Here is a 23,286-nt window from a genome sequence, read left to right as displayed (position 1 = left end):
GGCGCTCAGCGCAGCTTTCCCATGTAGCTTTCCAGCGGGTCCTTGCCCAGCACGCCCTGGGCATTGGCCAGCGCGTCGATGAACAGGGAAAACAGCTCGGACTGGGTGCCGATATCGAGCTTGGCGTAGACGTTCTTGCGGTGCGACTTGATGGTGTCTTCCGACACCCCCAGGCGCTCGGCCAGCGACTTGGTCGAGTGGCCACGCAGGATCAACTGGGCGATACGGCACTCACGCTCGGTCAGCAGCGAGCTGCCAAAGTTGTTCAGCGCGGCGTGGATGCGTTGTTCGAGGATGTTCTCGAAGCGCCCGGCGCGGCTGTCCAGCCCGGCGAAATGCTTGCTCAGCACCGCCAGCACCCAGGGGGTGATGCGCCCGTACAGCTCGCGGGTGTGCGCATCCAGCTTGTCGGTGAACGCCAGCGACACCGCCAGGCTCTGACCCGGCGCAACCTGCAGGATGTAGTTGAGCTCATCCTCCAGGTGCGAGTGCCGGTAGAACGACTGGTAGTACTCGCTGACCTCGAAATGGTCGGGCGCCACTTCGAACAACCCATAGCAACCCGACTCGACCTGCTCTACACACGCCCCGTAGAACGGGTCGAGCAGGTAGAAGCCGGACAAGTAGCGGCTGACATTGCCCTCGGGCTGCCAGGGCGCCTTGTCGTCTTGCTGGAACAGCGCACAAGGCATGCCGTCGTGCGGGTACAGGTACACCGTGGTCGCCTGGATCGGCCGGATCACGCCAAGTGCGGCAAACAGGTTGGCGGCAAAGCCCGGCCGGCCGATGGCCTCGGTGACCTTGGCCAGGTGCTCGAACCACTGTTCTGAAAGCAATTGATTAGTCACTGTGGGCCTGCCGTTTCCATTCAATGGCACCGCCGCCAGTGCGGTGCGTTGTTGACCAGATACTCCCACGCCGCTGCAGACGCCGAAATCACCCTTTGGGGTGAGCCGGGCAAGGGCTTCACCCACTCACCCCAAAGGGTGATTCCGGGTGCCTGCAGGGTGTGGGAGCATCAACCCGCCCCAGCGCTGCGAGCCTTCCGCTCGACCTCCTTGCACTTCACCCACCGGTAGCGAGCCTGCTCGCGTACTGCGGTGTCCTGCATCCTTTTCCAGGAGTTAGCAATGCATACAACAACAAGTACAGCCCATAGCACCTCCCATAGCCCCGCCCCGCATGCACCCTCGCAACCCGGCGCCAGCACCGGCCGCTTCCGCAAGTCCATGGGGCTGACCGCCCTGGTACTGTTCGGCCTGGCCTACATGGTGCCCCTGGCCGTATTCACCACTTACGGGCTGGTCACCCAGATGACCAAAGGGCACCTGCCCACCGCTTACTTGCTCACCCTCGCCGCCATGCTGCTGACCGCCTACAGCTACGGCCGCATGGTCCAGGCCCACCCTTACTCCGGCTCGGTCTACACCTACACGCGCAAGGCCTTCGGCAGCAGCATCGGCTTTATTACCGGCTGGACACTGCTGCTCGACTACATCTTCCTGCCATTGCTCAGCTACCTGCTGATCGGCATCTACATGTCGGAATACTTCCCCGCCATCCACGCCTGGGTGTGGGTGGCAGGCTCCATTGCCCTGGTCACCTTCCTCAACCTGATCGGCATCGAGTCCATCACCCGGGTCAACTGGATCCTGGTGGTGGTGCAGCTGGTGTTCATCATCGTCTTCGTCGCCCTGTCCGTTCTCAAGCTCAGCGGACAGGCGGAGCCGGTGTCGCTGCTGGCCCCCTTCCACCACGAAGGCTTCAGCGTGCCGCTGATCATGACCGGCGCCGCCGTGCTGTGCCTGTCCTTCCTGGGGTTCGATGCGGTCTCGACCATGGCCGAAGAAACGACCAACCCGACCTACCGCATTCCAGTGGCGATCCTGGCGGTGTCGCTGATCGGCGGCTTGCTGTTTTTGGTGGTGTCGTACTGCGCGCAGATGGTGTTCCCCGACTGGGGCAGCTTCGCCGACCCGGATTCGGCCTCGGTGGACGTGATGCGCCGTGTTGGCGGCGAACTGCTGGTAACGGCTTTCACTGCCACCTACGTGGCCGGCTGCTTCGCCTCGGCGATGGTGTCCCAGGCCAGCGTGTCGCGCGTGCTGTTCGCCATGGGCCGCGACGGCGCATTGCCCCGGGCATTCGGCCAGCTGGTGACGAAAAAACGCGTGCCGGCCACTGCCATCCTGGTGGTCAGCCTGCTGTCGCTGATCGCTCTGGTGATCACCCTCGACACCGTGGCCAACATGATCAGCTTTGGCGCGCTGTTCGCCTTCTCGGCGGTAAACCTCGCGGTAGTCAAGCACTACCTGGTCGACCAGAAGCTGCGCGGTGGCCGCAACTACCTGCTGTACGGCGCCATTCCCGGCCTGGGCTTTCTCAGCACGCTGTGGCTGTGGAGCAGCCTGACCAGCCTGTCGTTCACCATCGGCCTGTGCTGGATGGGCATGGGCCTGGTGGTGCTGATGGGGCTGACCCGCGCGTTTCGGGTGAAGCTGCCGGATTTGCAGATGGCGGAGTGACACCCAAATACGTGCGCGCCCTGAAATCTGGGTGATAACTGGTCGTTATCACCCGATCCGCATTAATCATTATTCAGCCCCCCGTTCGCCGCCTACAGTCCCAGCACAACGACTGTCATTGCCAACGGGAAACGAAATGCCCATCGAACATCGCCTGAACCATATCGCCGGCCAGCTCAGCGGCAACGGTGACGTGCTGCTGAACAGCGTCGACGCCCGCACCGGCGAGCCACTGCCCTACGCCTTCCACCAGGCGACCGGCGACGAAGTAGAGGCCGCCGTGCAGGCCGCCGAGGCCGCCTACCCGGCCTACCGCAGCACCAGCCCCGCCCAGCGTGCCACCTTCCTTGACGCCATCGCCAACGAGCTGGACGCACTGGGTGATGACTTCATCCAGCATGTGATGCGCGAAACCGCGCTGCCCGAAGCCCGCATCCGTGGCGAACGCAGCCGCACCAGCAACCAGCTGCGCCTGTTTGCCGAGGTGGTACGCCGTGGCGATTTCTACGCCGCACGCATCGACCGTGCCCTGCCCCAGCGTACCCCGCTGCCGCGCCCGGACCTGCGCCAGTACCGTATCGGCGTGGGCCCGGTGGCTGTGTTCGGCGCCAGCAACTTCCCGCTGGCCTTCTCCACCGCTGGCGGTGACACCGCCTCCGCGCTGGCCGCTGGCTGCCCGGTGGTGTTCAAGGCGCACAGCGGGCACATGCTCACTGCCGCCCATGTGGCAGCTGCCATTGACCGCGCGGTGGCCAGCAGCGGCATGCCGGCAGGCGTGTTCAACCTGATCTACGGTGCCGGCGTGGGCGAAGCGCTGGTCAAGCACCCGGCCATCCAGGCGGTCGGTTTTACCGGCTCGCTGCGCGGTGGCCGCGCCCTGTGCGACATGGCGGCGGCACGCCCGCAGCCGATCCCGGTGTTTGCCGAAATGAGCAGCATCAACCCGGTGATTGTCCTGCCCCAGGCGTTGCAGGCCCGTGGCGAGCAAGTCGCCGGCGAACTGGCCGCCTCGGTGGTGCTGGGTTGCGGGCAGTTCTGCACCAACCCGGGCCTGGTGGTGGGCATCCAGTCGCCGCAATTCGGGCATTTCGTGCAAACCCTGGTGGCTCGCATGGCCGACCAGGGCCCGCAGACCATGCTCAACGCCGGCACCCTGCGCAGCTACCAGAACGGTGTGCAGCACCTGCTGGCGCACCCGGATATCCAGCACCTGGCCGGTCAGCCACAAACCGGCAACCAGGCCCAGCCACAGCTGTTCAAGGCAGACGTAAGCCTGCTGCTGAACGGCGACCCGCTGCTGCAGGAAGAAGTGTTCGGCCCGACCACCGTGGTGGTTGAGGTGGCCGATGCCGAGCAACTGGCCGAAGCGCTGGGCCACCTGCAGGGCCAGCTGACCGCCACCCTGATTGCCGAGCCTGACGACCTGCACGCCTTTGCCGCGCTGGTGCCGTTGCTGGAGCGCAAGGCCGGGCGCCTGCTGCTCAACGGCTACCCGACCGGTGTGGAAGTTTCGGATGCCATGGTGCACGGCGGGCCTTACCCCGCCACCTCGGACGCACGCGGCACGTCGGTCGGTAGCTTGGCCATCGACCGTTTCCTGCGGCCGGTGTGTTTCCAGAACTACCCGGATGCGCTGCTGCCGGATGCACTGAAAAACGATAACCCGTTGGGGATTGCGCGGTTGCTGGACGGTGTGAGCAGCCGCGAGGCGGTGTGATCATCCGTTGATGTAGCCAGTGCCGGCCTCTTCGCGGGTAAACCCGCTCCCACAAGGATCGCACCCATTTCGATGATGGTAATAAACCTGTGGGAGCGGGTTTACCCGCGAAGAGGCCGGTGCAGGCTTAACTGGCCTGTATACAATCAGCAAAAACCTTGATTACAATGCCGTGCGCCTATGACATCGGTAATCGCCGATGCGTATTGCGGCAGGCTCACGCCATGTCATCTACAACCCCTGCAAAAACGCTACTCGTCAAAAACGCCGCACTTCTGGTCACCATGGACGGCCAACGCCGCGAGATCAAGAACGGCGGCCTGTACATCGAAGACAACCTGATCAAACAGGTCGGCCCCAGCGATACCCTGCCACAACAGGCCGATGTCATCCTCGACATGGCCGGCAAAGTGGTCATCCCGGGCCTGGTCAACACCCACCACCACATGTACCAGAGCCTCACCCGCGTGGTGCCGGCAGCCCAGGACGGCGAGCTGTTCAACTGGCTGACCAACCTGTACCCGATCTGGGCACGCCTGACACCCGAGATGATCGCGGTGTCGACCCAGACCGCCATGGCCGAGCTGATCCTGTCCGGCTGCACCACCTCCAGCGACCACCTGTACATCTACCCCAACGGCTGCAAGCTCGACGACAGCATCCATGCTGCCGCCGAGATCGGCATGCGCTTCCACGCCGCGCGCGGCAGTATGAGCGTCGGCCAGAGCCAGGGCGGCCTACCGCCTGATTCGGTGGTGGAAAAGGAAGCTGACATCCTCAAGGAGTCCCAGCGCCTGATCGAGGACTACCACGATGCCAGCCACGGCTCGATGCGCCGCATCGTGGTAGCGCCCTGCTCGCCGTTCTCGGTCAGCCGCGACCTGATGCGCGAAGCGGCCGTGCTGGCGCGCCAGTACGGGGTGTCGCTGCACACCCACCTGGCCGAGAACGTCAACGACATCGCCTACAGCCGCGAGAAGTTCGGCATGACCCCTGCCGAGTACGCCGAAGACCTTGGCTGGGTCGGCCACGACGTATGGCATGCCCACTGCGTGCAGCTCGACCAGCACGGCATCGAGCTGTTCGCCCGCACCGGCACCGGTGTCGCCCACTGCCCATGCTCGAACATGCGCCTGGCCTCGGGCATTGCCCCGATTCGCAAGATGCGCGACCACGGCGTACCGGTAGGGTTGGGGGTCGACGGCTCTGCCTCCAACGACGGCGCCAGCATGATCGGTGAAGTGCGCCAGGCCCTGCTGCTGCAGCGGGTAGGCTTCGGCCCCGACGCCATGACCGCCCGCGAAGCACTGGAAATCGCCACCCTCGGCGGCGCCAAGGTGCTCAACCGCAATGACATCGGTGCCCTTGCACCCGGCATGGTTGCCGACTTCGTCGCCTTCGACCTGGGCCATGTGGCCTATGCCGGCGGCCACCACGACCCGCTGGCAGCACTGGTGTTCTGCACCCCGACCCAGGTGCACACCAGCGTGATCAACGGCCGCGTCGTGGTCAAAGATGGCCAGTTGGCCACCGTCGACTTGCCACGCGTGCTGGAGCGCCACAACCAGCTGGCACACCAGCTGGTCAGCGGCGCCTGATCTACACGGGCTGCTGCGCAGCCCATCGCCGGCAAGCCAGCTCCCACAAATACTGCACATGCCTTGAGCCCGATGCGGTCAAAGTGGGAGCTGGCTTGCCGGCGATGGGCCGCAACGCGGCCCGCTTTTAGCTGTTCATCACTCAACGAATGCGACTGAGACCGTGCTGTTAGACGCATAAAATAAAAAAGCGAGCTACTCACCATGACTTCTCCCGCTTCACCTCGTCCGGAAGACGAGAACCTCGGCGTGGGCGCCAACCTGGCCTATGGCCTGCAACATGTACTGACCATGTACGGCGGCATGATCGCCGTACCGCTGATCATCGGGCAGGCCGCAGGCCTCAGCGCTGGCGATGTCGGCCTGCTGATTGCCGCCTCGCTGTTCGCCGGGGGCCTGGCAACATTGCTGCAGACCTTGGGCATTCCCTTCTTCGGCTGCCGCTTGCCCCTGGTGCAGGGGGTTTCCTTTGCCAGCGTCGCCACCATGGTCGCGATCATCGGCAATGACGGCACCGGCGGCATGCAGGTGGTGTTCGGCGCGGTGATCGTGTCGTCGCTGGTCGGCCTGCTGATCACCCCGCTGTTCTCGCGCATCATCAAGTACTTCCCGCCCCTGGTGACGGGCATCGTCATCACCACCATCGGCCTGACCCTGATGCCGGTGACCGCGCGCTGGGCCATGGGCGGCAACAGCCAGGCCGCTGATTTTGGCAGCCCGGCGAACATTGGCCTGGCGGCGTTCACCCTGGCCTCGGTACTGCTGCTGAGCAAGCTGGGCAGTGCCAGCCTGTCGCGCCTGTCGATCCTGCTGGCCATCGTGATCGGCACGCTGGCAGCGATGGTCACCGGCATGGCCGATTTCTCCCAGGCGCTGCAAGGGCCATGGGTGGCCATGCCCGAGGTGCTGCACTTCGGCGCGCCGCAGTTCCAGGTGGCGGCGATCCTGTCGATGCTGATCGTCATCGTGGTGACCATGGTCGAGACTTCGGCAGACATCCTGGCCGTGGGTGAAATCATCGGCACCCCGGTCGACTCCAAGCGCCTGGGCAATGGCCTGCGTGCCGACATGATCTCCAGCGCCCTGGCGCCGTTGTTCGGCTCGTTCACGCAAAGTGCCTTTGCGCAAAACGTCGGCCTGGTCGCCGTGACCGGGGTAAAGAGCCGCTACGTGGTGGCCAGCGCCGGCCTGATCCTGGTCACGCTGGGGCTGCTGCCGGTGATGGGCAGGCTGGTCGCCGCGGTGCCTACCGCCGTGCTCGGCGGTGCCGGGCTGGTGCTGTTCGGCACGGTCGCGGCCAGCGGCATCCGCACCCTGGCCCAGGTGGACTACCGCAACAACATGAACCTGATCATTGTCGCCACCTCGATCGGCTTTGGCATGATCCCGATTGCGGCCCCGGGCTTCTATCACCACTTCCCGACCTGGTTCGAGACCATTTTCCACTCCGGCATCAGCTCGGCGGCGATCATGGCGATTCTGCTCAACCTGCTGTTCAACCACCTGCGCGCCGGCAACTCCGACCAGCAGTCGGTGTTCGTCGCCGCCAGCGAGCGCACCCTGCGCTACCGAGATATCGCCGGGTTGAATGAAGGTGACGTGTTCCGTGATGGCAGGCTGTATGACCGGGATGGCAACGAGGTGCCGATCATGGAGGTTGATGAGGGGCATTTGAAACCGGCCAAGACGCCAGTGGCGCACATGCACTGACCCTGCATCTCTAAAGCCTTGCGCGGTCCCCCTGTAGGAGCGGCCTTGTGTCGCGATCGGGCTGCGCAGCAGCCCCCGGATTCCAGCGTCAACGCAGCCATTGCCGGGGCTGCTGCGCAGCCCGATCGCGACACAAGGCCGCTCCTACAGGGACCGCGTCAGTGTATCGGGCCGGTTATTGCTGCTGGCGGGTAGCGCACACCACGATTTCGCGGATGCACACCGACTGCGGCTGGCCATAGGCAAAGCCGATGGTCTCGGCAATGGTTTCGGCTGTGAGCACCCCGCCCATCTCCTGTTTCCAGTCGTTGTACCCCGCCTTGATGGCGTCATCGGTCGTGTGGCTGAGCAGTTCGGTATCGACTGCACCCGGCTCGATGGTGATCACCCGCACGTTACTCGGCGCCAGCTCTTCACGCAGGTTTTCCGAAAGGCCGGTAACGGCAAACTTGGTGCCGACGTAGGCGACATGGTTGGGGAAGGCTTTGCGCCCGGCCACGGAACTCACGTTGATGATGGTGCCGTGCTTGCGCTCGACCATGCCGCTGGCCACCGCATGGATGCCGTTGAGTAACCCACGCACGTTGACGTCGAGCATGCGGTCCCACTGCTCCGGGTCCTGGGTGGCGATACTGCCCAGCAGCATCACGCCAGCATTGTTGATGATCGCGTCTACCGGGCCAAACCGCGCTTCGGCTTCGGCGACGGCTGCCAGCACGGCAGCGCGGTCAGTGATATCGACCGCCAGTGCCAAGGTATCCGGCAACTGCAGTTGCTGCATCGGCGCCAGGCGACGGGACAGCAGCAACAGGGCGTGGCCACGGCTGGACAGCAGCTTGGCGGTGGCCAGGCCGATACCGGAGCTGGCACCGGTAATGACTACCAAGGGTTTGTGGGTGTTGGTCATGGTCACCATCCTGTTATCCGATTTGCCTATGGGTAAGAAGTAGAGCGAGTATAGAAGCTGGTTTTTCTTGCGAAAAACGGGAAATTCTTTTCGCAGCCATCGGCATCACTTATGGGTACCCCATGGATTATCGCCAGCTTCGCGCCTTTATCGCCGTGTTCGAAGAGCGCAACATCACCGCCGCCGCACGTTCGATACACCTTAGCCAACCGGCGCTTTCCAGCAGCATCCGGGCATTGGAGCAGGCCCTGGGCACCACGCTGTTCGTGCGCCAGGCCCGCGGCGTCGAGGTGACTGAAGATGCACGCGCGCTGTACCCCGAAGCGCAGCGCATGGTCGCCGACGCCAACCGCCTGCTCGGCCGCTTCAAGGGCGATCGTGAGCGTGCGCCGTTGCAGATCGGCGTGGAGCAGGATGTGAGTGCGGCGGTACTGGGCAAGGTGGTGCTGGCAGCGGCTGCCCTCCAGCACCCGGTGCGCCTGCAACTGGCGACCGGCTGCCTGGGCGCGGTGCGGCTGGCCAGCGAAGAACTGCGCTGTGAGGATGAGTTGTTTCTGCCGCTGCACAGCGACCCGTTCGTGCTGGCGGTTGCGCAGCAGGCAACCACCGAAGCGCGCTGGATCACCTGCCCGGCCCAGCCCAGCCATCAGCGCCTGCAACCTTTCTACAACGGTACTCTGGTGGCGGAAGCAGACACCTTTGCCCTGGCCCTGGAGCTGGTCGCCGCGGGCCTGGGTGCCGCGATCGTGCCGGAGTCGCTGGCCACCGAACACCCGGGCGTGCGCATCGAGCCCATGCCCCAGCTGGACCTTCGCCGGCGTATCGGCCTGTGCTATTCGGCCCAGGCGCTGGCGCTTGATGGCGTCCTTCAGCTACGCGATGCGTTGTAGGGCCGCGCCACGGCCATCAGGTGCGCAGCACTTGTTCCCCGGCGTTGCTTGGCAAGCGCATGGCATCCGCCAACGCCACACAGGCAATCAACGCAACGCCAATCAACGCCCAGTGGAAGTCGCTGACGGTCATCTCGCCTTCGCCGCCCCGCACCATCATCGCCACGCGCAACAGCAGTGCCACCACCGCCACACCCAACGCCATCGCCAGCTGGAAGCACATGCTGAACAGCGTCGAAGCCTCGCCCATCTGCGGCTTGGGTACTTCGGCAAAACCGACAGCGTTGTACGTGGTGAACTGCATCGAGCGCGAAAGCCCGCCCATGAACAACACAACGGCCATCCAGTACCACGGCATGCCTTGCTGCAAGCCCAGGCAGGCCAGAATGCAGCCAACGCCAAGCAGCCCGTTGACCAGCAACACGCGGCGGAAACCATAGCGGCGCAGCAACCCGGTGGTAAACGGCTTCATCGCCAGGTTGCCGGCAAAGATCGCCAGCACCAGCAGCCCGGCGTCCACCGGCGACAAGCCGAAACCAATCTGCAGCAGCAACGGGATGAGGAACGGCAAGGCGCTGATCGACAGGCGGAACAACGTACCGCCAACAATGCTGACCCTGAACGTGGGGATGGACAGGGTATCCAGTGGCAATAGCGGTGCAGCATGGCGCCGGCAATGGCGAATCGCCAACCAGGTCAGCACGCCACCCAGCAACACCAGCGCCAATCCGGCACCCAGGCTGTCACCCGCCAGCGAGCCAAGCATTTCCAGGCCGACCAGCCACGCCGCGCAAGCCGATGCCAGAAAAACGAAACCCAGCGTGTCAAAGCGGCGTTTTTCATCAGACCGCGTATTCGGAATCAGCATCCAGGCCGCCGCAATGGCCAGCAACCCGAGGGGGATGTTCAGGTAGAAAATCCAGGGCCACGACCAATGCGTGACGATCAGGCCACCGAGCGGCGGGCCCAGTACCGGCGCCACCAGGCCGGGCCAGGTGATCACTGCGAGCATTTTCACCAGGTCTTTCTTCTCGGTCGTGCGCAGCACCACCAGCCGGCCCACCGGTACCATCAGAGCACCGCCGATACCCTGAAGCACCCGGGCGGCGACGAAGGTTTCCAGGGTCGGGGCCATGCCGCACAGCAACGACGCCATGGTAAACAGGCCAGTGGCCCCGGCAAATACCTGTCGCGGGCCGAAACGGTCGGCCACCCAGCCACTGAGCGGAATGAACACCGCTACTGCCAGCAGGTAGGCACTGATGCCGATGTTCAGGCTGACCGCGCTTTCACCGAAGTCACTGGCGATTTGCGGCAATGCAGTGGCGATAACCGTGGCGTCGAGGTTTTCCATGAAGAAGGTGATAGCAACCAGCAAGGCGATGCAGGTGGTTTGGCGGGAGGTATAGACGGCTGCCGGGCTGGCCAAAGTTTCAGGTCCTTCTGATGGGTAGATGGGGCTCTGGCAAACCGTGCCCTCAGAGGACCATGACCATCTCATGCCAGGCCATGCCGCCATGATCCGACGGCGACGGTTTCACGTACTGATACCCCATCTTCTGGTACAGCGCCACATGCTGCTGCTTGCACATCAGGTGAATGGTCTGCTTGCCGGATGCCTTCATGCGGGCGATGAATTCGTCCATCAAGCGCTTGGCGTAACCTTTGCCCTGGTGAGCCGGGTCCACCACCACCGACATGATCACCACGTTCGGGGCTGCCGGGTCATGGCCGACCAGTTCCTTGAAGTCTTCATCCGACATGACCACTTCGTGGGCGCAGCCGCTATTGATGAAGCCGACGATTTCACCCGCGTGTTCCAGGATCAGGAAGCCTTGCGGATACTGCGCGATGCGGGTGCGGATTTTCTCCAGCGTGGCCGCTTCATCCCCTTCATAGGCACCGATTTCAATGGCGTAGCAGCGCTCGGCGTCTGCAAGTGTGGGGGTGCGGAACTGCGGGGTACTCATGGCTGACTCCTTGGAAACGTGAAAGCGTCAGGCATGTTAAACCACTCGCGTCGTGCTTGCCGCCTACCTGGGATGGCAAGCATCATGGGCGCATTGCCTACTCGCCCAAGGACACGCCTATGACCGCTGCCCCACCCCCTCTCACAGAGCCAGGGCGCTGCAAACGCCTGAAAGCGGCCAGCAGCAGCGACCATGACAACGTCGACGAACTGGTGATGGCGGCGCGGCCGTTCGCAGACCGCGAACGTTATGCCTGCTTCCTGCAGGTGCAGCACCGTTTCCACGGCAGCCTGTTGTCGCTTTACCGCGACGAGGCGCTCAACCTGCGCCTGCCGGGGCTGGTGCAGCTGTCGCGTTTTGCGGCGGTCGAGGACGACCTGCGTGACCTCGGGCTGCCGCTGCCTGCGTTGCCACAACAGGTTTGCACCAGTGCCGCCCAGGCCTTGGGCTGGCTGTATTGCAGCGAAGGCTCCAACCTGGGTGCAGCGTTTCTCTTCAAGCAAACCCAACGCCTGGGCCTGAATGGCGATGAGGGTGCCCGCCACCTGGCGCCGCACCCCGACGGTCGTGCACTGCACTGGCGCGAGTTTGTGGCCAGGCTTGATGGCCTGGTGCTGGATGAGGCGGAAGAGGCAGAAGTTGTGACGGGGGCGATTGCTGCGTTCGACAGTTACCGGACGCATCTGCGTGAGGTATTCCCACGAAAATAACGGTGCGGCATGGCACCGGCTGCGCCGGTGTTCGCGGCTGAAGCCGCTCCCACAGGTACTGCCTAAGCCTGAAGGCTGTGCTGTACCTGCAGGAGCCGCGAAGGAGGTAACGCAGCGCCTCACACCATGTGCTACACACCAGGCCTCAGTGGTACCCCTCGCCGTCCTTGACCTTGCCGCGGAACACGTAATACGACCAGGCCGAATAGCCAAGGATGAACGGGATGATCAGCAGCGCCCCGACCAGGGCGAAGCCCAGGCTCTGGGGCGGCGCTGCGGCTTCCCAGATGGTCAGGCTGGGCGGCAGCACATACGGCCAGATGCTGATCACCAGACCGGTAAACCCGAGGAACACCAGCAGCAGCGACCAGACGAAAGGCCCGGCGTGCGGTGCGCCGCGCAACGACTTGAGGATCGCCCAGGTGGCCACCAGCACCAGCACCGGTACCGGCAGGAAGAACCAGAAGTTCGGCAGGCTGAACCAGCGCTCGAAAATGGCCGGGTGGGTCAGTGGCGTCCAGATGCTGACGATCAGCATCGCCGCCACCGTCGCCAGGGTAATCGGTGAGCACGCGCGAATGATGCTGGCCTGCAACCGGCCTTCAGTCTTCAACACCAGCCAGGTGGCGCCCAGCAGCGCATACGCCACCACCACCCCGACCCCGCAGAACACGTTGAACGGTGTCAGCCAGCTCATCACGCCGTTGGTGGCCACGCCGTCGACAATCGCATGCCCTTCGATGAACGCCCCCAGCATCACCCCCTGGAAAAACGCCGCCGCGTAGGACCCGCACGTGAACGCCTTGTCCCAGAACGGCTTGTGCGCCTCGTCGGCCTTGAAGCGGAACTCGAACGACACACCACGCCAGATCAACCCGGCCAGCAGGCCGAGTGCGGGGATGTACAGCGCACTGAGCAAGATGGCGTAGACCTTGGGGAACGCCGCCATCAACCCTGCCCCACCCAGCACCAGCCAGGTTTCGTTGCCATCCCACACCGGCGCCACGGTGTTGACCATGGTGTCGCGGTGGTCGCGGTCGGTGATGAACGGGAACAGGATGCCGATACCCAGGTCGAAACCGTCCATGATGACGTACATCATCACGCCAAAGCCGATGATCAGAAACCAGATCAGCGGAAGATCAATACCCATGACAACGTCTCCGGTCAGTCAGTGTGATTGGGCGAATGTGGATACAGCGGGTCGTCCACTGCCGACAACGGGCGGGCGGGCCGCTGGTTGGCGGTCACGGGCTGCTCGTGGTCGTCGTGCGCCTGCGGCCCCTTGCCCACCAGGCGCAGCATGTAGGCGACGCCGGTGCCGAATACCCCTATGTACATCACCACCAGAACCACCAGGCCCACCGACAGGGTCAGCGCCGAGTGGTCGGACACCGCGTCCTTGGTACGCATCAGGCCGTACACCACCCAGGGCTGGCGGCCAATCTCGGTGACGTACCAGCCGGCCAGCAAGGCCACCAGGCCCGACGGCCCCATCCACAGGGCAAACCGCGCCAGCCCCCGTGACGCGTACAACCGCCCACGCCAGCGCTGCCAGGTGCCATACAGACCGAGCACGACCATCAGCAGCCCCAGGCCGACCATGACCCGGAAGCACCAGAACAGGATGGTCGCGTTGGGCCGGTCCTCTTTCGGGAAGTCCTTCAGCGCAGGGATCTGCCCGTGCAGGCTGTGGGTCAGGATCAGGCTGGCCAGATTAGGGATCTCGACCTTGTAGCGGGTGGTTTCCGCCTCCATGTCCGGGATGCCGAACAGGATCAGCGGTACGCCCTGCCCCGGGGTATTGCTCCAGTGGCCTTCCACTGCGGCAATCTTCGCGGGCTGGTACTTGAGCGTATTCAGGCCGTGCATGTCACCGATCAGCACCTGCAACGGCGCGGTGAACAGCAGCATCCACAGGGCCATCGAGAACATCCGCCGCACCGCCGGGGTGTTATTGCCGCGCAACAGGTGCCACGCCGCCGAAGCCCCTACGAACAACGCGGTCGACAGCATTGCCGCAGTGACCATATGGGCCAGGCGGTACGGGAACGATGGGTTGAAGATGATGGCGAACCAGTCCACCGGCACCACCACGCCATTGATCACTTCATGCCCTTGCGGTGTCTGCATCCAGCTGTTCGATGCCAGGATCCACGTGGCGGAGATCATCGTGCCCACCGCCACCATGACGGTGGCGAAAAAGTGCAGGCCGCGGCCGACCTTGTGCCAGCCGAACAGCATCACCCCGAGGAAACCCGCTTCAAGAAAGAAGGCCGTCAGCACCTCGTAGGTCAGCAACGGGCCGGTGATGCTGCCGGCGAACTGCGAGTAGAAGCTCCAGTTGGTGCCGAACTGGTACGCCATGACCAGCCCCGAGACCACGCCCATGGCGAAGTTGACGGCGAAGATCTTCGACCAGAAGTGGTACAGGTCGAGGTAGGCGTTGTCTTTCTTCCACAGCCACAAACCTTCAAGTACCGCGAGGAATGCCGCAAGGCCAATGGTGATGGCCGGGAAGATGATGTGAAAGGTAATGGTGAAACCGAACTGTATACGGGCCAGCTCCAGGGCTGTAAGGCTGAACATGGCTATGCCTCGCTCCGTTGGGAAAGACGTTGCAACAGGGTGCGTGGTGGGGCCTGGTGATGGGCGGCCGCGGCGTCCTGCCAGCGCTGCGCCGGCACGCTGGCCGACACCCGTACGCTGGTGAACCCGCACTGCAACAACATGGCGAACTGGTCGGGCAGCAAGGGCCCGGTGGCGCGCAGGTCACCGCTGAAGCCGTGGCGCTCGCGCAGCAACCTGGCAAGGGTGAAGCCGCGGCCATCGCGTGACTTGGCGAACTCGACCACGATCAATGCCAGGTGGCCGAGCAACGGCAGCACCTGCGCCGGGTCCTGGTCGGCGGCCAGCCACAGGCCTTCGGCCGGTTGGCCGAAACGCATGTGGTAGTCATCCCACTGCTGCGGCTGCAGCACGGTGTGCGGGGCGTAGGTCGGCAGCGCTTCACTGTCCAGGTAGCGCCAGCTGTCGGGCTGAACCCGGCCATCACGATCAACGAGCATCACGCAGCACCTCCTTGAACGGCTCGATACCGACACGGCGATAGGTATCGAGGAAGCGCTCGGCGTCCTCGCGCAATTGCAGATAAATGCCAACAATCGCCTCGACGATGTCGGGCACCTCCTCGAAGGGCACCGAACGGCCCAGGATGGTCCCGACCGCGGCGTCCTCTTCGGCGCTGCCGCCCAGGGTGATCTGGTAGTTTTCGTGGCCGGCCTTGTCCAGGCCGAGGATGCCGATATGCGCCACATGGTGGTGGGCGCAGGCATTGATGCAGCCAGACACGTTGAGTTTCAGTTCGCCGATGTCCTGTTGCCGGGCCGCGTCGAAACGCAAGGCGATGCGTTGGGCGACCGGCACCGAACGGGCGGTGGCCAGGCTGCAGTAATCCATGCCCGGGCAGGCGATGGAGTCGGACAACAAACCGATATTGCTGGTCGCCAGCCCGGCCTGGCGCAAGGCCTGCCATACGCTGTACAGGTCGCCCTGGCGGATGTGCGGCAGCACCAGGTTCTGCTCGTGGGACACGCGAATTTCGTTCAGCGAGTAGGCCTCGGCCAAATCGGCCAAGGTGAGCATTTCCTCGGCGCTGACATCGCCGGGGATGCCACCCGGTGGTTTCAGCGAAATGACGGCGCTGATGTAGCCACGCTGTTTGTGCGGGTGGGTATTGGTGCGTACCCAGCTGGCAAACCCGTTGTCGTCCGCCCGTGCACGCATAAAGCTGTCACACAACCCAGGCAGCGCCTCGAAGGCCGGCTGCACGAAGCGGGCACGGATACCCTGGACGATGGCCGGCTCCAGGTACTGGTGATCCGCCGGCAGGCTGGCGAACTCGTGCTCGATCATTTCAATGAAACGGCCGGGTTTGAGCTCGCGCACCAGGATCTTGATGCGTGCCTTGTACAGGTTGTCGCGCCGGCCCAGGGCGTTGTACACCCGCAGGATGGCTTCGACATAACGCAGCAGTTCGCGCTCGGGCAACCACTCCCGCACACGGGTGCCAACGACCGGAGTACGCCCCAGACCACCTCCGGCATACACCTGGAAGCCCACCTCACCCTGCGCATTGCGCTGCGCCAGGATGCCGATGTCGTGGAAGCGCACGGCCGCGCGGTCCTTGGGGCTGCCGGTAATGGCAATCTTGAACTTGCGTGGCAGGTAGGTGAATTCCGGGTGGTCGGTGGACCACTGGCGCAGGATCTCGGCATGCACCCGTGGGTCCAGCACTTCATCCTCGGCAGCCCCGGCAAAGTGGTCAGTGGTGACGTTGCGAATGCAGTTGCCGCTGGTCTGGATGCAATGCAGGTCGGCATCGGCCAGTACCGACAGGATTTCTGGCGTATCGGCCAGGCGCGGCCAGTTGAACTGGATGTTCTGCCGGGTGGTGAGGTGGCCGTAGCCCTTGTCATAGGTGCGGGCCACATAGGCCAGCTGGCGCAGCTGTACCGCGCTCAAGGTGCCATAAGGGATGGCCACGCGCAGCATGTAGCCGTGCAGTTGCAGGTACAGGCCGTTCATCAGCCGGTACACCTTGAACGCCTCTTCGTCCAGCTCGCCGCTCAAGCGGCGGGCAACCTGCTGCTCGAACTGGCGGGCGCGGTCCTTGAGGAACTCACGCTCGAACGGGTCGTACCGGTACACCCCAGCTTGCCCCGCCGCCACCGGCAGCAGCGGGCGCTCGCCCTTGCCACCTTGCGGCGACGTGCCTGCGGCCTGCTTGCCAAGGTCGCTGCGTACCGACGGGCCGCGCGAGCGCAACCGTTCACGCAGGCTTTTCGGCTCTGGCAGGCCATCGACCAGCCAGGCTTCACAAGGCGTCGGCGCAACCACCTGGTTGGCCAACACGGCAGCCTCGGCGGCGAGGGTTGCCGGCACCAGCGCCTGCGCATCGAAGGTGCCGGCGTGTTGCAGTGTGTCTACCCATTCATGCCCGGCATCAAGCCAGACCACAGCCCCATCGTCGAGGCGATTGGCGCAGATCAGATGACAGTCATCCATCAAACATCTCCATGACTGGCAGCCCGGAAGCGCTTATCGTTGCAACCCTGCCGCGCCGTTCCGGTGCACATCAAATAAACCATACGCTTTCCATATTGTATGGATTTTTTAATAATCGTATGTCATGATATGCCTATGTGTATGGACTTACAACCGGGAGGAATACCTATGCCTCTTGCCGAAACGCCAAGAGAAGCTGCTCAAATGCGCTGGACAAAGCCATTCAAGCCAAAAGCAGGCCCGAGATACATACAGATTGCAGAGATGCTTGCAGAATCCATACAGTCTGGAATTTTGCAGGACGGCGAGCAAATTCCGCCGCAGCGTGCACTGGCTGCGCACTTAGGCGTCGACCTGACCACGGTGACCCGGGCTTATGCCGAGGCTCGCGACCGTGGCCTGATTGCCTCCTACAGTGGCCGCGGCTCGTTCATCCTGGGCGCCCGCGAAACGCCCACCCTGGCAGGCATCGACCTGACCATGAACATCCCGCCGCAGCCGGCCAATGGCTCGATGGCCCAGCGGGTGAGCGCCGGGCTGGAACAGGTGCTGCAGCGCAATCGCATCGAAGTGCTGTCGCCCTACCAGGACGAACCGACCACCCGCTCGCTGCTGCAGGCGGCACAGGGTTGGCTGAAACCGGCACTGGGTGATCTGGACAGCCGCAGCCTGGCAGTCTGCTCGGGTTCGCAAGCCGCCATCTTTGCCATCCTCAGCGCTCACGCCCGCGCCGGTGACGCCATTCTCTGCGATCCACTCACCTACCCCGGCCTGCTGCTGGCCGCCCGGCAACTGGGGCTGCTCATTGTCGCGGTGGCCAGTGATGCCGACGGCATGCGCCCGGACGACCTGGAGCAGGCCTGCCAGGAGAGCGGTGCGCGCCTGCTGTACCTCAACCCCACGTTCCACAATCCCACCGCGCACACCATGCCCGCGGCCCGGCGCCAGGCAATTGCCGAGGTGCTGCTCAAGCGCGGTATCACGCTGATCGAGGATGACCCTTACCGTTACCTGCTCGACGACGCGCCGGCGCCCATCGCCTGCCTGACCGGGGGCGCCAATACGTACTACCTGGCGTCGCTGTCCAAGTGCCTGTGGCCAAGCCTGCGCACGGCCTTTGTGCTGCCACCGCGTGGCGATGACGGGCAAGGCCTGCTCAAGGGCTTGCGCGCATCGAGCATGGGCTGCTCGGCCTTGCTGCTGGCGCTGGTCGACCAGTGGATCCGCAGCGGCACCGCCAGGGAGCTGGTCCAGGAAATCCAGCGCGAAGCGCGTGCCCGCCAGCATCTGGCACGCACGCTGTTGAGCCATGAGTTCCAGGCCCACCCCACCGGGCTGCATCTGTGGTTGCAGCTGCCAGCGCACTGGCACCAGGAACGGTTTACCCAAGCCCTGGAGGATGTGGGGGTGAGCGTGGCCGGTGCGGACTCGTTCAGCGTGGCGACACAGGGGCCGGATGCCGTACGCATCTCGCTGGGTGGGGCGCCGGACCAGGCCCTGCTGGGGCAGGCGTTGCGCAAGGTGGAGGGGTTGTTGAAGGAAGACCGCCGGCGTGGCGGGCGGGCGTTTGTGTAAAGAGGTGACCCGGCGTCAAAGTTCTACAAGTTGTTGCTGCAGCGAACTTTTTCCCGTTTACCGGTCTATGTGGGAGGCACAGAAAGGTAGCGGCACGCGAGACAAGGTTCGCCCCACACCTGCTGGCCAGATGGCTCAATTGTTATCAGAGGTTGGCTTCGCTCATGAAAATACATGTCGCAAGGTTGGTGCTGCTCGGCCTGTTCTCGTTCGCGGCGGTGGGCACGGCATCGGCAACACAAATGAAAGCACCGGTGGCGCCGGCACCGGCCGTTCAGTCACCGTTGCAGCCTGCCGGCAACCCCTGGTCCAGGGTGGCCAGTGCGGCCGATGCACAGCCGGCGACACTGCTGGCGCACGACGACGACCGCTGGCATGACCACAGAAGCGACTGGCGCCGTGAGCAGTGGCGGCGCGAGCAAGCCCGCCGGGACTGGGAGCGGCGGCGTGACTGGGAACGGCGCCGCGACTGGGAGCGCCGCCACGAGCGGGCCATGCACCAGCGCCACCATGACGACCACCGCTACTACCGCCGTTGAAGCCAATGCGATCCCTGTAGGAGCAGCCTTGTGCTGCGAAGAGGCCGGTACAGGCGCAGCATTTGTGTCGCGATTACCGGCCTCTTCGCAGCACAAGGCTGCTCCTACCGGGTGATGCGGTAGCCTGAGAGACAGTTGTTACACAGCCTGCGTCAGTCAGCTGGATTGGCGCTATCCCCCACCGCCTCGGCCTCCATCTTCAAGCGGTCTGCCTTGCAGATGTACTTGGGCTTGCGCGGCGCCAGTTTGGCATTGGCCTTTTTGGCATGCGCTTCCAATAGCTGCTTGATCTTCTTACGACGGTTCATAGTCCACAGGGCCTGTCAGTGCTGTTTTGCTGACTACATCATACCTGTGCGGCCTGCGCATTGCGCACCACTTGCGCCAGACGCCTCAGCCCTTCGTCCAACTGGCCCGGGGCAACGTGGCTGAAGTTCAGGCGCAGATGCCCGTGATGCCGGTCCGGGTCAGGGAAAAACGGCTCGCCAGGCATGAACGCCACGTCCACCGCCAATGCCTCTGCCAACAGGGTGCGGGTATCCAGCGGCTGCTTCAACGTCAGCCAGAAGAACAACCCGCCATCCGGCTTGTGCCAGTCCGCCAAGTCGGCAAAATGTGTTTCCAGCGCCACCTGGAACGCATCCCTGCGCGTGCGGTAGTAGTCGCGCAACGTCTTCAGGTGCAACTGCAGCTTGTCGCTACCCAACCACTGCAGCACCTGCCACTGCCCCACGCGGTTGGTGTGCAGGTCGGCGGCCTGCTTGAGCCGCAACAAATGCGGGAACAGGTCGGGGCTGGCAATCAGGTAGCCGACCCGCAGCCCGGGGAGCAAGGTTTTGGAAACCGTACCGGTGTAAATCCAGCTGGCGTTACGCAAGCGGCTGACGATCGGCTGGGCGCTGCCACCATCGAAACTCAACTCGCGGTAGGGTTCGTCCTCGATCAGCGTTACACCGAATTCATCCAGCAAAGCCGCCACAGCATCGCGCTTGGCTTCGCTGTAACGCAGGCCCGAGGGGTTCTGGAAGGTCGGGATCAGGTAGATGAAGGCCGGGCGGTGGCGTTGCAGGCGATCACGCAGCTCAACCAGGTCTGGGCCGTCAGCTTGCATCGGCAAGGCGAGGCAGTCGGCACCGAACAGCTGGAATATTTGCAGCGCGGCCAGGTAGGTCGGCGCTTCAAGCAGGATCTGCGTGCCCTGGTCGATGTACAGCTTGGCTGCCAGGTCGAGGGCCTGCTGCGAACCACTCACCACCAGCACCTGGCTGGCCTGGCAGTCGACCCCCAATGCCCGTGCCTCGGCCGCCAGCGCTTCGCGCAGGGCCGGCTCCCCCTCACTCATGCCGTATTGCCCCATACCCACCGGCATGTCGGCCCAATCGACCTTGGGCAACATGGCTTCAGCCGGCAAACCGCCAGCAAAGGACATCACCCCGGGCCGCTGCGCAGCGGCGAGGATTTCACGGATCAGGGAACTCTTGAGGCGCGTGACACGTTCAGAGAAAGCCATGGGGATCACCGGTAGCAAGGCAGAAGGAAAATACGTCAAACTGTTTGACCGAAATTACGCTGCCGCCTACGGATAAGTCAATATGATTGACCTTAAAAACCCAGCCTCCCAACAACAGGCGATGGAAGCCTTTTTCTTTGGCTACCAGGCATTCACCGCCAAGGCAGACGAAATGCTCGAACGCCGAGGCCTGGGCCGCGTGCATCAACGCATCGTGTTTTTCGTCGCGCGCTACCCGAACCTGAGCGTGAAAGACCTGCTGGCCTTGCTCGGGGTCAGCAAACAGGCGCTGAACATGCCGATGCGCCAGTTGACGGAAATGCGCCTGGTGGACAGCGTGGCCTGCGAGACAGACAAACGTAAGCGTTTGCTGGCCCTGACCGAGGAAGGCGCACGCCTGGAGCAGATGCTGCGGCGCGAGCAGGTGAAGTTGCTGGAACGGGTGTTCGCAGAAGCCGGGGAAGATGCAGTGAATGGCTGGCTGGCGGTGAACATGGCGCTGGGCAACAGCCGGGCCTAACTGCGACAGCCCGTGGTACTCGCCGCGTTAACGTTATTTTCACACGCCGCAGATTAGCGTCACGCCCTTTCCGGTCACGGGCACATCCGCTGGCCTCCAAGGTACGACGAGGCATACGTGTCACACACTACATCCCCCGCCGCGCACACGCGCGTGGACTGGGCCGGCCTGGGCTGGCTGCTGCTGTTCTTCTGGTACTTCTCCGGCGTCACCCAGGCGCTGCTGCTGTTCAGCGGGACTACCGGCTTCGCCGGTTTTCGCGATGCGTTCTTCCTCAGTAGCCTGTGGCTGGCCCCGGTGCTGCTGCTGCCCCGCTTCACCCGCGCCACTGCGGCCGTCATCGGCCTGGTGTTGTGGGCTGCATCGCTGGTGGGCTTGAGCTACTTCGGCATCTATCGCCAGGAGTTCTCGCAAAGCGTCATCTTCGTGATGTTCGAGTCCAACACCGCCGAAGCCGGTGAGTATTTCAGCCAGTACTTCAGCGTGTGGCTGGGCCTGGCGTTGTTGCTGTACACACTAGGGGCGGTGCTGCTATGGAAGCGCGTGCGCCCGGTCAGCCTGCCCCTGCGCAGCCGCCTGCCGGTGGTGGCCCTGTTGCTGGTCGCCAACCTGGTGTACCCGTTCTACAAGCAGATGGTCACCCAGGAGCGCAACTTCGCCGATGCTGCCGAAAAGGTGCAGCAGCGCATGGAGCCCGCCGTGCCCTGGCAACTGCTGGTCGGCTACCGTCAGTACCTTCAGCAATTGGACAACATGCAGAAGCTGCTGGCGCAGAACGCCGCGTTGCCGCCCCTGCAAAACCTGAGTGACAGCAGTGGTAAGGCGCCACGCACGCTGGTGTTGGTGCTGGGCGAGTCCACCACCCGCGAGCACATGCACCTGTATGGCTACAACCGCGACACCACGCCTAACCTGGACGCACTGGCCGCCAGCGACAAGGGCCTGACGGTATTCCGCGACGTGGTATCGCCGCGCCCGTACACCATCGAAGTGATGCAGCAGATCCTCACCTTTGGCAACGAGCAGAACCCGGACCGCTTCCTCACCGACCCTTCGCTGATCAACCTGATGAAACAGGCCGGCTACAAGACCTTCTGGATCACCAACCAGCAGACCATGACCAAGCGCAACACCATGCTGACCACGTTCTCGCAGCAGACCGATGCGCCGGTGTACCTGAACAACCAGCGCAACCAGAACGCCAGCCAGTACGATGACGTGGTGCTGGCGCCGTTCGAGAAGGCCCTGCAAGACCCTGCGCCGAACAAGTTCATCATCGTGCACCTGCTGGGCACGCACATGGACTATCGCTTCCGCTACCCGAACGACTACGCGCATTTCACCGACAGCCAGGGCGTGCCGAAAGCGCTGACCCCAGACCAGGTAGAAACCTACAACTTCTACGACAACGCGGTGCGCTACAACGATTACGTGGTATCGAGCCTGATCAAGCGTTACTCGGCCGGCAGCCCCAATGGCTTCCTGCTGTACTTGTCCGACCATGGCGAAGACGTGTACAGCTCCGGCAACCACGACCGCCTGGGGCGCAACGAAGGCGCGCCGACCCGGCCGATGTACACCATCCCGTTCCTGCTGTGGACTTCGCCCAGCTGGCAGGCCGAGCACCCACGTGACTTGCAGGCCATGGCCAACCGCCCTTACAGCAGCTCGCACCTGATCCATACCCTGTCCGACCTGGCCGGGCTGAGCTATGACCGCTTCGAGCCGGCCAAAAGCCTGGTGAGCCCGCAATTTGTGGTGGCACCGCGCTGGATCGGCGACCCGTACCGCAAGGATGGCCTGCGCGAGTTCGACCACCTGCCGCTGGACAAGCCCGAGCGGGTGCAAGAGACGGCCAGCAACCATCAGTAGATCGTCACGTGTAGGAGCAGCCTTGTGCTGCGAAGAGGCCGGTATTGGACGCATACGGATGTGTGGCCTGTACCGGCCTCTTCGCAGCACAAGGCTGATCCTACAAAAATCGCGACAGGCCGTTTGCCGGATAAATTAAATTTAAATTGATTTTAAATTAAGCCTCAGCCACGCTC

At 63.7% G+C, this 23,286-nt stretch carries 20 protein-coding genes; 10 read left to right on the top strand and 10 right to left on the bottom strand.

Translation table 11 applies throughout. From position 1 onward, the window contains the following. Window positions 1–5: 5 nt before the first annotated feature. Window positions 6–848: a LuxR C-terminal-related transcriptional regulator gene (locus tag ABOC32_RS14395; RefSeq protein WP_426811508.1), complete on the bottom strand. Its 843-nt coding sequence runs from the start codon at window positions 846–848 to the stop codon at window positions 6–8. 282 nt (window positions 849–1,130) lie between these two features. On the opposite strand from ABOC32_RS14395, the gene ABOC32_RS14390 reads away from it, so the two are divergent. The 4 genes from ABOC32_RS14390 (at window position 1,131) to ABOC32_RS14375 (ending at window position 7,550) form a co-directional block, all read left to right on the top strand. Then, window positions 1,131–2,525, top strand: a complete 1,395-nt coding sequence (locus ABOC32_RS14390) for an APC family permease (RefSeq protein ID WP_426811507.1) — start codon at window positions 1,131–1,133, stop codon at window positions 2,523–2,525. A gap of 136 nt (window positions 2,526–2,661) precedes the next feature. Next, a complete protein-coding gene (locus ABOC32_RS14385) occupies window positions 2,662–4,242 on the top strand; it encodes an aldehyde dehydrogenase (NADP(+)) (protein WP_426811506.1) in 1,581 nt (526 codons plus the stop codon). A gap of 224 nt (window positions 4,243–4,466) precedes the next feature. After that, complete coding sequence (locus tag ABOC32_RS14380; RefSeq protein WP_426811505.1) at window positions 4,467–5,840, top strand: 8-oxoguanine deaminase; 1,374 nt, start codon at window positions 4,467–4,469, stop codon at window positions 5,838–5,840. 204 nt (window positions 5,841–6,044) lie between these two features. Continuing rightward, window positions 6,045–7,550, top strand: coding sequence for a nucleobase:cation symporter-2 family protein (locus tag ABOC32_RS14375; RefSeq protein ID WP_426811504.1), 1,506 nt, complete (start codon window positions 6,045–6,047; stop codon window positions 7,548–7,550). A gap of 175 nt (window positions 7,551–7,725) precedes the next feature. Here the strand turns inward: ABOC32_RS14375 and ABOC32_RS14370 are convergent, their stop codons facing one another. Continuing rightward, entirely contained in the window at window positions 7,726–8,457 is a 732-nt protein-coding gene (locus tag ABOC32_RS14370) for an SDR family oxidoreductase (protein ID WP_426811503.1), read from the bottom strand. Window positions 8,458–8,579: 122 nt separating this feature from the next. On the opposite strand from ABOC32_RS14370, the gene ABOC32_RS14365 reads away from it, so the two are divergent. Next, window positions 8,580–9,347 carry a LysR family transcriptional regulator gene (locus ABOC32_RS14365; protein WP_426811502.1) on the top strand — a complete coding sequence of 256 codons (768 nt, stop codon included), beginning with the start codon at window positions 8,580–8,582 and terminating at the stop codon, window positions 9,345–9,347. 16 nt (window positions 9,348–9,363) lie between these two features. Here ABOC32_RS14365 and ABOC32_RS14360 read toward each other — a convergent pair whose 3' ends face one another. Both ABOC32_RS14360 and ABOC32_RS14355 read right to left on the bottom strand, forming a co-directional pair. Then, window positions 9,364–10,776: an MFS transporter gene (locus ABOC32_RS14360; RefSeq protein ID WP_426811501.1), complete on the bottom strand. Its 1,413-nt coding sequence runs from the start codon at window positions 10,774–10,776 to the stop codon at window positions 9,364–9,366. A 49-nt stretch (window positions 10,777–10,825) separates the two neighbouring features. After that, window positions 10,826–11,317 carry a GNAT family N-acetyltransferase gene (locus tag ABOC32_RS14355; RefSeq protein WP_426811500.1) on the bottom strand — a complete coding sequence of 164 codons (492 nt, stop codon included), beginning with the start codon at window positions 11,315–11,317 and terminating at the stop codon, window positions 10,826–10,828. A 119-nt stretch (window positions 11,318–11,436) separates the two neighbouring features. Between ABOC32_RS14355 and ABOC32_RS14350 the strand changes: the two genes are divergently transcribed. Continuing rightward, window positions 11,437–12,027 (top strand): biliverdin-producing heme oxygenase, encoded by a 591-nt coding sequence (locus ABOC32_RS14350; protein ID WP_426811499.1) that lies wholly within the window; start codon window positions 11,437–11,439, stop codon window positions 12,025–12,027. Between the two features lie 145 nt (window positions 12,028–12,172). Here the strand turns inward: ABOC32_RS14350 and cydB are convergent, their stop codons facing one another. Genes cydB through ABOC32_RS14330 form a run of 4 tightly spaced genes read right to left on the bottom strand, consistent with a single transcriptional unit; the run spans window position 12,173 to window position 17,094 of the window. Continuing rightward, the gene (gene cydB / locus ABOC32_RS14345; RefSeq protein WP_426811498.1) at window positions 12,173–13,180 is read right to left on the bottom strand and encodes a cytochrome d ubiquinol oxidase subunit II; all 1,008 of its coding nucleotides are present in this window, start codon (window positions 13,178–13,180) and stop codon (window positions 12,173–12,175) included. Between the two features lie 14 nt (window positions 13,181–13,194). Next, window positions 13,195–14,616, bottom strand: coding sequence for a cytochrome ubiquinol oxidase subunit I (locus ABOC32_RS14340; RefSeq protein WP_426811497.1), 1,422 nt, complete (start codon window positions 14,614–14,616; stop codon window positions 13,195–13,197). A 2-nt stretch (window positions 14,617–14,618) separates the two neighbouring features. Then, on the bottom strand, window positions 14,619–15,095 hold the full coding sequence (locus ABOC32_RS14335) for a DUF934 domain-containing protein (protein ID WP_426811496.1): 477 nt from the start codon (window positions 15,093–15,095) through the stop codon (window positions 14,619–14,621). Then, on the bottom strand, window positions 15,085–17,094 hold the full coding sequence (locus ABOC32_RS14330; RefSeq protein ID WP_426811495.1) for a DUF2849 domain-containing protein: 2,010 nt from the start codon (window positions 17,092–17,094) through the stop codon (window positions 15,085–15,087). Before ABOC32_RS14330 ends, ABOC32_RS14335 begins: the two co-directional genes overlap by 11 nt. Before the next feature lie 129 nt (window positions 17,095–17,223). Between ABOC32_RS14330 and ABOC32_RS14325 the strand changes: the two genes are divergently transcribed. Further along, window positions 17,224–18,669: a PLP-dependent aminotransferase family protein gene (locus ABOC32_RS14325; RefSeq protein ID WP_426811494.1), complete on the top strand. Its 1,446-nt coding sequence runs from the start codon at window positions 17,224–17,226 to the stop codon at window positions 18,667–18,669. A 164-nt stretch (window positions 18,670–18,833) separates the two neighbouring features. After that, window positions 18,834–19,208, top strand: a complete 375-nt coding sequence (locus ABOC32_RS14320) for a hypothetical protein (protein ID WP_234225585.1) — start codon at window positions 18,834–18,836, stop codon at window positions 19,206–19,208. Window positions 19,209–19,360: 152 nt separating this feature from the next. Here ABOC32_RS14320 and ABOC32_RS14315 read toward each other — a convergent pair whose 3' ends face one another. Further along, window positions 19,361–19,516, bottom strand: a complete 156-nt coding sequence (locus ABOC32_RS14315; RefSeq protein ID WP_426811493.1) for a DUF2986 domain-containing protein — start codon at window positions 19,514–19,516, stop codon at window positions 19,361–19,363. Window positions 19,517–19,554: 38 nt separating this feature from the next. After that, window positions 19,555–20,718: a PLP-dependent aminotransferase family protein gene (locus ABOC32_RS14310; protein WP_426811492.1), complete on the bottom strand. Its 1,164-nt coding sequence runs from the start codon at window positions 20,716–20,718 to the stop codon at window positions 19,555–19,557. A gap of 82 nt (window positions 20,719–20,800) precedes the next feature. Between ABOC32_RS14310 and ABOC32_RS14305 the strand changes: the two genes are divergently transcribed. Both ABOC32_RS14305 and ABOC32_RS14300 read left to right on the top strand, forming a co-directional pair. Then, on the top strand, window positions 20,801–21,238 hold the full coding sequence (locus ABOC32_RS14305) for a MarR family winged helix-turn-helix transcriptional regulator (protein WP_086976321.1): 438 nt from the start codon (window positions 20,801–20,803) through the stop codon (window positions 21,236–21,238). A gap of 117 nt (window positions 21,239–21,355) precedes the next feature. Next, complete coding sequence (locus ABOC32_RS14300; protein ID WP_426811491.1) at window positions 21,356–23,110, top strand: phosphoethanolamine transferase CptA; 1,755 nt, start codon at window positions 21,356–21,358, stop codon at window positions 23,108–23,110. The last annotated feature ends 176 nt before the right edge of the window (window positions 23,111–23,286 follow it).

Source organism: Pseudomonas sp. WOUb67 (assembly GCF_050058005.1).
GTDB classification, from domain to species: Bacteria; Pseudomonadota; Gammaproteobacteria; order Pseudomonadales; family Pseudomonadaceae; genus Aquipseudomonas; species Aquipseudomonas putida_R.
This window is presented reverse-complemented; position numbering and strand designations above follow the sequence as displayed.

Excerpts from the sequence above, each read along its gene's own strand:
- ABOC32_RS14310 (WP_426811492.1), bottom strand. The coding sequence starts at position 20,718 with ATGGCTTTCTCTGAACGTGTCACGCGCCTCAAGAGTTCCCTGATCCGT.
- ABOC32_RS14315 (WP_426811493.1), bottom strand. The coding sequence starts at position 19,516 with ATGAACCGTCGTAAGAAGATCAAGCAGCTATTGGAAGCGCATGCCAAA.
- ABOC32_RS14330 (WP_426811495.1), bottom strand. The coding sequence starts at position 17,094 with ATGGATGACTGTCATCTGATCTGCGCCAATCGCCTCGACGATGGGGCT.
- ABOC32_RS14385 (WP_426811506.1), top strand. The coding sequence starts at position 2,662 with ATGCCCATCGAACATCGCCTGAACCATATCGCCGGCCAGCTCAGCGGC.
- ABOC32_RS14375 (WP_426811504.1), top strand. The coding sequence starts at position 6,045 with ATGACTTCTCCCGCTTCACCTCGTCCGGAAGACGAGAACCTCGGCGTG.
- ABOC32_RS14335 (WP_426811496.1), bottom strand. The coding sequence starts at position 15,095 with ATGCTCGTTGATCGTGATGGCCGGGTTCAGCCCGACAGCTGGCGCTAC.
- ABOC32_RS14390 (WP_426811507.1), top strand. The coding sequence starts at position 1,131 with ATGCATACAACAACAAGTACAGCCCATAGCACCTCCCATAGCCCCGCC.
- ABOC32_RS14325 (WP_426811494.1), top strand. The coding sequence starts at position 17,224 with ATGCCTATGTGTATGGACTTACAACCGGGAGGAATACCTATGCCTCTT.
- ABOC32_RS14350 (WP_426811499.1), top strand. The coding sequence starts at position 11,437 with ATGACCGCTGCCCCACCCCCTCTCACAGAGCCAGGGCGCTGCAAACGC.
- ABOC32_RS14380 (WP_426811505.1), top strand. The coding sequence starts at position 4,467 with ATGTCATCTACAACCCCTGCAAAAACGCTACTCGTCAAAAACGCCGCA.
- ABOC32_RS14365 (WP_426811502.1), top strand. The coding sequence starts at position 8,580 with ATGGATTATCGCCAGCTTCGCGCCTTTATCGCCGTGTTCGAAGAGCGC.
- cydB (WP_426811498.1), bottom strand. The coding sequence starts at position 13,180 with ATGGGTATTGATCTTCCGCTGATCTGGTTTCTGATCATCGGCTTTGGC.
- ABOC32_RS14305 (WP_086976321.1), top strand. The coding sequence starts at position 20,801 with ATGATTGACCTTAAAAACCCAGCCTCCCAACAACAGGCGATGGAAGCC.
- ABOC32_RS14340 (WP_426811497.1), bottom strand. The coding sequence starts at position 14,616 with ATGTTCAGCCTTACAGCCCTGGAGCTGGCCCGTATACAGTTCGGTTTC.
- ABOC32_RS14320 (WP_234225585.1), top strand. The coding sequence starts at position 18,834 with ATGAAAATACATGTCGCAAGGTTGGTGCTGCTCGGCCTGTTCTCGTTC.
- ABOC32_RS14370 (WP_426811503.1), bottom strand. The coding sequence starts at position 8,457 with ATGACCAACACCCACAAACCCTTGGTAGTCATTACCGGTGCCAGCTCC.
- ABOC32_RS14355 (WP_426811500.1), bottom strand. The coding sequence starts at position 11,317 with ATGAGTACCCCGCAGTTCCGCACCCCCACACTTGCAGACGCCGAGCGC.